Here is a 7,703-nt window from a genome sequence, read left to right on the forward strand (position 1 = left end):
TTTTTCGATTTATTCTTGGGAATCTAATATCTCTCTAATTTTCTTGTATGGTTTTTTTCTACCATTGTAGATAATTTTATGCCCACCAAACTCTTTCTCTATGCCAGCAATCAACTTCCGCCACTCAAGAAAATAAGCCACCATTGAATAAGTCAACATCCCGAACGTGAACAGCACTGGCATGCCAATACTGAAAAACACTACGGAATGAATCCCTATTTCAGCACTTACAATGTCTGAACGTTTGAGTACTTCTGCCATTCCCATAGCGATACCAGCACCACTAGTCCCAATAAAGAAGCTTGCAATATACAGACCGTTTCTCACTTTCTTTAATGGTTTTCTGAGGAAAGGCATTCTGTGGAGACTCAGCAAACCAAAGATATCTGAACCTCTAACTTCAATTTCATCACCTCTGACGATAATATATTTTTTATTATGGAAATTATTTTTATTACTAAAAAATATACCAGAGAGAAAACCAAGAACATTCATAGCAATTAGAGCAGAGAACATGTAAAAGTTAATATCAAAGATCTCTTTAGATCTAATAATTACAGGCTCTATTATTGCTACTGAAAAATTCAAAATAAGACCTAGTAGTGAAACCAAACCGAATTCAAGTTTTCTTTTAATTAAATCAAACCCAAACTTAGTAAATACGCACACTGGTACAGAGCCCGTAATTAAAAGCATAGCCCAACAATAAATCTTGGGGATATAATATTCAGAACCAATTATATGCGCTATCTGAAACGGTAGAAAGCAAAAAAACAGCAATAATAAAGAATACCTTTTAACACCTACATCTAATTTATTATCTGAATAAATTTCCATAAAAATCGCAACCTGTCATGTATTTATATTTTTTATAGGTTAATTGCCCTGTAAAAAACTTTAATAATAGTTAATAAGATATAGTCTAACTAATACCATTTTGTCGTCATCAACTTTGGATTATAATAACTTTTTCTGTAGTAATCACTTTCATCGAGCTCTTTTTTATTTATCATATTTTCTACAGTTAAATTAGGAAAAGCTTCTTTTAAAAACGACTTAACATTATCTTTAATGCCAAAATGTGAATCTACTTCATCAACGAACCAACCAGCTAAAAAAGACACCCCTGCTATGGCTAATAAAAGAACCCCTCCACTAAGAACCACTTCAATGCTGCTTAAATATAAAACAAGCAAGGATAAGATCATAGAAGCTAAAACTCCAGCGGTAAAAAGCTTTGCTGTAGTCATACCTAAAGCACCTAAAAACTCAGCAATATTCTGTTCTCCAACATCTTTTTTAAAGAATTCATATACATCAAATGATGCAACAAAAACAAAAGTTATAATATTTGTACCTTTGAAAGGGATTGCATCGCCTAACACACTGCCCCAGTAGTTTTTGTAATTTTTCAAGTGTAAATCTTCCGCCATTTGTAAGGTGGTGCTAACTATCTGAAGTTTGTCATGCTGAACGCCATACCTAATGCCAGTAAGAAATATACGGCTTTTCCTATCTCCTTTAAATGCTAGACCAAGTTTACCTTTCCACTCTTTTACTGGATTTAGCGTGAAACGTCCTCCAACTATAAGCTCTTTGAGGTAAGCTATAGCTTGCTTCTGTCCATACTCTTTTTTGTAATATTTGTAAGCTTGACCATGCTCATATGCTTGAACCATCATTGTAGCAGCCGCATTTTGATCCCTATTACTATTACCAAAGTGCTCGTAGACTTCAAGCGCCAACAAAGAACTCTCTGCTAAAGTGTCATAAAGTGCAGAAATCATCTCCTCTGTCAGCTCGTCTATATTATAAGCTTGACCTAATTGGTTTTCTGGAAGTACTAAACTATCACTTGCCTTTAAGATAGTGATGGTTTCTTCATTAACATCACCACTATTAGGTCTAATGAACGTGTCTTGGTTTTTGGGCTTAGCAGGGCATGTCATTATTGCCGCTTTTAGATCCCCGGGGGCGTTTATTGCTTCTGTTGGCACCCTATCTATTACGGTGTAACCTCGCCCGTTCACATACACTTCAACAGACTTACATGTGCCCTCAACTGTATTTGGGATCAACGTGGCCTTGGGACTGAATTCTTTCGGCAACACCGGACTTTTCTTACCGTTAACAGCAAATTGTATATCTAAATCTTGGCCACTTTGGTCATCAGCCCAGAACATATTCCCTGCAGGAACATTGAGCTCTACTGGCTCTTTATCATTTGCATCTGTTGTTTTTGAGCTGCCAACATGAATCCATAGATCATCTTTCATTAAATTTCTCTCCAGTAAAGATCAAATGAAGCTTCTAAATCTCCTGTATTTATCAGCGATGTTTCACCTTTGTAGTTAGTTTTACCAAAAATTTCCTTTCCATCTTCAAAGACTATTTTGTATTGCTTGTTTGCATGTACAACACCTGTAGACTGATCTTTTAATACAATACGTTGGTTGTAACGCATAAAAGACTTATATGGCGGGGTTTCTACAAACCGAGAGCTAGCTTTATCCGGATTAACAGCAACTTTACCCCCCTTAACGATACTCTCAGCTACACCATCAATCGTAATCGAAGACCCGTAAAGCTGAATTTTACCGCTGCTTTTTAGGATTAATCCTGCATAGCCAACCTGAACTTTAATTTCCTCTCCAGAAATATAGGTCGTTTCCCCATCTGAACGTATCGACGTATTGCCTTGAACATCTACCGTGAGATTCGCACCAACTTGTTGTGAGTCATCACTTCCAACATCTACAGAGCGACTATCTAAAACGGCGAGTGTCGAGTTTCCTTCAATATCTAATGAAGTACTTTTTCCAATCATCGTCCGGCGGTTTTCATCAATAGACAGTGTTTGATTGTTCGCAATTTGCTTTTTCTCATTTGCGTTGTAGGTGACATGAACATCTTCATCGATTTGTTCCATAAAAGTTTGATTTGTTAAGGAGGTTTTATGTCCATGAATGACTTCTTTACGGTTACCTAAAATTCTGTTTTCTTGGTTATTGCCTACTTTTAACTCCTCATCATTACCTATGTCTCGGTAACGATTATTGAGTACTTTGGTTTTCATGTCTTTTTGAGCACGGAAATGAACCTCTTCTTGGTTATTTTCATCCTCAAAATACATCTCATTATAACCTTCCGCTTTGTGGCTTTGAGTTCTGAAAACGGTGCGGGTTTTGTTATCTGGAAGAGAATATGGAGGCGAATGTAATCCGTTGTATACAGCCCCTGTCACTAACGGACGGTCTGGATCGCCCTCTAAAAAAGTTACAATTACTTCATGACCAATTCGAGGTAAATAAACAGCTCCCCAGCTTGGTGCTGCCATTGACTGACTGACACGCAACCAACATGAACTATATTCATTATTTTCTGCATAGCGATCCCAATGAAATTGCACTTTGATGCGACCATAATCATCGGTGTAGATTTCCTCTCCTTCTGGACCAACCACAACAGCTGTTTGAGGTCCATCAACGGTAGGGGAAACCATTTTAGGTGCACGAAAAGTTATATCTCTAGGAATACAGACAAACTGATTATGATAAGTCATCGGCTCATCGCTTGATTCCTCTTCATTTACACTTGGATTGAAACCACTATGCACAACCGACAATATGAAGTAATCGCGATTAATAGCGTAACGAGGGTGCTTACTGATTTCAAATCCGTAACCAGCCGTAAGACGCATAATATCGCTCACGCCTTCAATCTGATGACTATCTACTGTGTACTCGGACATCCATTCCTTTGCACGCTGTTGACCTAAATTTGGGGCGGAATAACGACCTAGGTAATCATAACGCTGCAAATCAAAATTTGGACCTATCTTGGCACTTTGTTCTTGTGGGATTTTCGGTGTGAGATAGTTGTAGTCACAATAGCTCACCGACCCAGTACGAGTTCGATGGATTTGCTCAAGGTCAAAGATATGTTCACGGTCTGGGATGCCTCCTCCTTGCGCGTGATAAACCACAGGCCCTGAATAAGAAGCATTAATGGATGAGCTGATGAGTTCTGGTATCGCATCATTGCTGTCAGCAATGACCATCGTGTGTTCAGTTTCGCTGTGCTCAAAGTAATACCAAAGGCCATGCTCTGCCATTAGTCGCTGCACAAAATGCTGATCATTCTCACGATATTGGAGAACATACTCTTTAGCTTCGTATTGCGCTGACAATTCGAAACGGTAATCACTCATACCTGCGTCATCAAAGACCTGACGAATAATGTCGGGAGCTGTTTGCATCTGGAAAATACGACAGTCTTGGCGCTGAGTGAGAAACCAGAGGTTTGGTACGAGGGTAATATGATAACGAGAGAAACGGCGACCAGTACCTAAATAACGAAGTTGAGAGATGCTGCCGTTAAATTGGCGAGAAGCTCCTATACCTTGACCAAATAACTTTAGTACACCCATTTTTCGGCTTAACATATTAAATGTAATGGCATCACCTTCAGACAACACCGTCAGATTTATTTCAAAAGGAGAAGATACCGCTTCCGTCATTAGAAAACTTTCGACTTTCAACGTCTCTGAGAATCCAGAAACATTAAATGTGAAATTCAAACCATCTACCATACTATTAGGCTCTTATAAAAACTAGGAGTTAAACGGTAAATTACTCACCGATAAACATAAATATCCGAAGTCTATCACCCAAAAGAAGTCTTATCACCGTGTCAATCTAACCTATAAAATTACTCCATATTTAGCCATTTTCACCAAAAGCAATATCGAATAAACATAAAAAAATTAAAATTGCCAATTCAGACTGTTAAAATCACTTTCTTAATACCTAATCTGATTATTGATTTTTTATTAGATTATTAAAAATGGTTAAATATCCATATAAAAATTAAAATTCAGTAAATAGGCATATTTCTATCGGTCAAGATATTAGTTTTATTTATGGCAGCTCTGAACGCCAACGATCAGCGAGTTTTTGGCTAAAACAATAATGGGGCAGAAACAATATACGACGTTATCTGTTTCTCAATAGTGTAAGAACCTCTATCACCATTGAATTATAGAGTTTATCCAATAGGCTAAAGCCCAAATAAACCTTACCTTTGGGAAGTGACTATTTTCTGGAAATTGGTATTATAAAGACTCAATTTTTTAGGAAAAACAGCCCTAAAAATCTGTTTTTCTGGAAAAGGCTTCCAAGCCTTATCAATTATATCTTTCCAGATTTATTTCAGAAATCACCTGTGTTGGTAAACGTGTACCATCTATCAAGCAGATCATAAATTAACCATAATTGCTCGATGTAATCGTAAACTGCGTCGAACCACACCGTGTAAGCGGATATAATCGTCTTGAGTAAGGGGATAGGGCCTAAATTGGGGGTTATCTGAGTACAAAGCTCTTCGAGAGAGATCAAGGCGCTTTACGACTAAATCATTGTTTAAGGACAGAACCACGACATCTTCGTTCTCTGCCTTCAAATGACGTTCTAATAGTAAGATATCATGGTCCCAAATAAACGGCATCATAGACAAACCTGCAGCACGGCACAAAATCGTAGAATACTCTTGGGTGATGATCAGTTGATGTAAATCTAACTCGGTTAAATTTTGGTGCAAGGGTAATGGAGGTGGTTGTCTGAAATGGTGAATAGACAGGGTGATGACACCCATCAAATATAAATCATCCCATTCTTTGGCTGATGCCGAAACTTCATGACATAACGTGCTCCAACGAGCGATGTGGCTCTCTCCATGTTGCTCGAATACAACGATGTCGGTATACAATGGCTGTAGGGCGTTGTCTATAAGTAACCAGTCTCCTTTGGCAATGCCGAGATCTTCGTGAGTATTTTCGGCAGGCACTAACTTCATCGACGAATGACTATTGACGAACAACGTTTGTAGGTTGAGTGGCTTTTTCCTAAAGCGAATCGTGGGATTTTCAAAGCCTGTAATTCCAGCTTGCACAAAAGTGTCAAATGTAATCATAAATATATACTGTATGGATATGCAGTATATGATAGGTTCTTCTTAGATTGTTAGCAAGTGTGGCATAAGGTTTATTTATGTTGTTTTAAAATGATCTTTAATTAAAAAATTAATTCATATAGGAAAATTATGTCTTAAAGCTGTGGGATTGTGTGTTAACTCGAAGAGTTATCCACAATCCACAGCCTATATAACACTATATATATTTCTATATGATCTCTATAAGAGATCTATAAAGATCTATAAGTTGGGAATAATTCTTTATAGACAGTATCTTACATAGTTAATGGTTACAGTTTATTAGTCTAAAGGTCACAAGTATTTAGTGTTTTAAGCATTAATGGTTACATTTTTTTAGTCTATGGTCACTTTATTTTAGTTTTTGTGATCTTTTTCTTAGTCTTAAGGTCACTAATTCTTAGTCTCAAGTACTTACTTGCCCATACGGTCACATAAATTTAGTGTTTGGTGAAGATTTTCTGGTATTTGGTAACATGAATTTAGTATTCTATACTTATACACTAAGAATATGTGACCATAGGGACAGATTTTTATGACCGAGTCTTTGGATAAACGTTATCAGGTGATGACGGAGAATTCGAGTGAGTTGCACCAACAGTTTTTTAAAAAGAGTCATGAACTTGTTTTCAGTCAATTGGGCCTAACGGCTCGGGAGCATGATATGATGGCGCTGTTCCTGTCTCGACTTCATAAAGAGCATTGGACAGATTTTCTTGAGAAGCGGGACATACATGCACCTCGTTATACCTTCAGTTCCGACGTTCTCAAAGAATGGTTTGGTTTAAGTTCTAAGCAACTTTATCCAACATTACGACCTGTCGCAGATCGCTTATCTAGCCGTAAAGTAGGTGTGAACAATGATAAAGATAAAGAATTTGATTTCATTCCACTTTTTGCGCGAGTTAAATATCAAAAAGGGGAACTATCTATTGTTCCAAACTCAGAATTGATCAATGCCTATATTGATTATTCAGCAGGGCATGCGCAGATTAATCACAGAGCGTTTCGTGGTCTTAAATCTGAGCACTCCAAACGGTTGTATACATTGCTTTCGCGTTTTAAAGACAAAGGAACGTTACATCCACAATCGATAGAAACCTTGCATGGCTTGTATGGTTTGTTAGATGAAAAGGGTAAGCTGTTAAAAACGAGTTATGGCCAGAACAAAGTTTTTATTGATCGCTGTATTAAAAAGCCTATAAAAGAGATGATGGAATGTATCGAAGTAAGTAAAGAACTTGAGTTTTATACTGATGCTGAAAGTGGCAATGTTGGTTTTGCTCCAGTGATGCGAGGTAGAAGAATGGTAGCGATTCAATTCTTATATAGGTGGAAAACTAATATTGGAAAAGCGGAACTAGAGGCGCGTAAAGCATTAGAACAAGAAGAAGTACCAGATAACCCAATGCTTATACTTGCTCGTGAAGCTTGGCACATAGTCATGTCATGGCCAATCAAAGGCTCGTTAAATGAAAAGCATGATTTAGCATTACAATCTGTGGAGTTAGGCATTATTACCATGCCATCTGATATGCCCTTAGATGCTACCTTTATGGCCAAACTAGCTTGTGCAAGAGAGGTGTAAAAAGCATTTATAGAGTTAAATCTGCCTTCCCCGATGAACTCTTCAATATCTTCGGTATTTACGCATTAAAAGAGGTGCTCAGATAGGCACCTCAGTCACATCTTCAATTTTTGCAACAACCCCGTAT

The 7,703-nt window shown here is 37.6% G+C and carries 5 protein-coding genes; 1 reads left to right on the forward strand and 4 read right to left on the reverse strand.

Annotated features, from left to right (window positions below):
- Nucleotides 1–9 precede the first annotated feature (9 nt).
- From VSA01S_RS18815 to VSA01S_RS18830, 4 genes are all read right to left on the reverse strand, one after another.
- Nucleotides 10–837 carry a hypothetical protein gene (locus tag VSA01S_RS18815; RefSeq protein WP_147052753.1) on the reverse strand — a complete coding sequence of 276 codons (828 nt, stop codon included), beginning with the start codon at nucleotides 835–837 and terminating at the stop codon, nucleotides 10–12.
- An 89-nt stretch (nucleotides 838–926) separates the two neighbouring features.
- Nucleotides 927–2,276, reverse strand: a complete 1,350-nt coding sequence (locus tag VSA01S_RS18820) for a hypothetical protein (protein ID WP_050567428.1) — start codon at nucleotides 2,274–2,276, stop codon at nucleotides 927–929.
- The gene (tssI, locus tag VSA01S_RS18825; protein ID WP_039982768.1) at nucleotides 2,276–4,591 is read right to left on the reverse strand and encodes a type VI secretion system tip protein TssI/VgrG; all 2,316 of its coding nucleotides are present in this window, start codon (nucleotides 4,589–4,591) and stop codon (nucleotides 2,276–2,278) included. The genes VSA01S_RS18820 and tssI overlap by 1 nt, the downstream gene beginning before the upstream one ends.
- Before the next feature lie 665 nt (nucleotides 4,592–5,256).
- Nucleotides 5,257–5,970, reverse strand: a complete 714-nt coding sequence (locus VSA01S_RS18830) for a S24 family peptidase (protein ID WP_039982766.1) — start codon at nucleotides 5,968–5,970, stop codon at nucleotides 5,257–5,259.
- 553 nt (nucleotides 5,971–6,523) lie between these two features.
- Between VSA01S_RS18830 and VSA01S_RS18835 the strand changes: the two genes are divergently transcribed.
- Complete coding sequence (locus VSA01S_RS18835) at nucleotides 6,524–7,576, forward strand: replication initiation protein (RefSeq protein WP_039983627.1); 1,053 nt, start codon at nucleotides 6,524–6,526, stop codon at nucleotides 7,574–7,576.
- Nucleotides 7,577–7,703: the final 127 nt, after the last annotated feature.

Origin of the sequence: Vibrio sagamiensis NBRC 104589 (assembly GCF_007990935.1) — a bacterium.
Lineage (GTDB): Bacteria > Pseudomonadota > Gammaproteobacteria > Enterobacterales > Vibrionaceae > Vibrio > Vibrio sagamiensis.